Consider the following 542-nt stretch of genomic DNA (forward strand, 5'->3'; position numbering starts at 1 on the left):
CTGAAGGGCAACGACACCCTCTACGGCCGGGCCGGCAACGACCTGCTCTATGGCCGGCTCGGCAACGACCAGATCCACGGCGAGGACGGCAACGACCGGGTGAGTGGCGGTCTGGGCGACGATTTCATCTATGGCGGCAACGGCCGCGACCGTCTGTGGGGCGATGAAGGCCACGACAAGATCTGGGGCGGGGCCGGCAATGACGACCTGTATGGTGGGTCGGGCGACGACGTGCTGCGCGGCGAGGCCGGCAACGACAAGCTGTGGGGCCAGGACGGCTTCAACATGCTGAGCGGCGGTGACGGCGACGACGAGCTTTATGGCGGCAACGGCCGTGACCGGCTGTGGGGTGATGCCGGCAACGACAAGGCCTGGGGCGGGGCCGGCAATGACGACCTGTATGGCGGGGCCGGCAACGACGTGCTGCGCGGCGAGGGCGGCAACGACAGGATCTGGGGCGATGCGGGCTTCGACCAGCTGAGCGGTGGGGCGGGCGACGACACCATCCTGGGTGGCGACAACCGCGACCGGATCTGGGGCGA

At 69.2% G+C, this 542-nt stretch carries 1 protein-coding gene; it reads left to right on the forward strand.

What is annotated here, in order from left to right; genetic code table 11:
- The coding region (locus HLA95_RS27835; protein WP_306422403.1) for a calcium-binding protein at positions 1-542 on the forward strand (542 nt) is incomplete at both ends.

It is taken from the genome of Geminicoccus harenae (assembly GCF_019800005.1).
Classification (GTDB): Bacteria; Pseudomonadota; Alphaproteobacteria; order Geminicoccales; family Geminicoccaceae; genus Geminicoccus; species Geminicoccus harenae.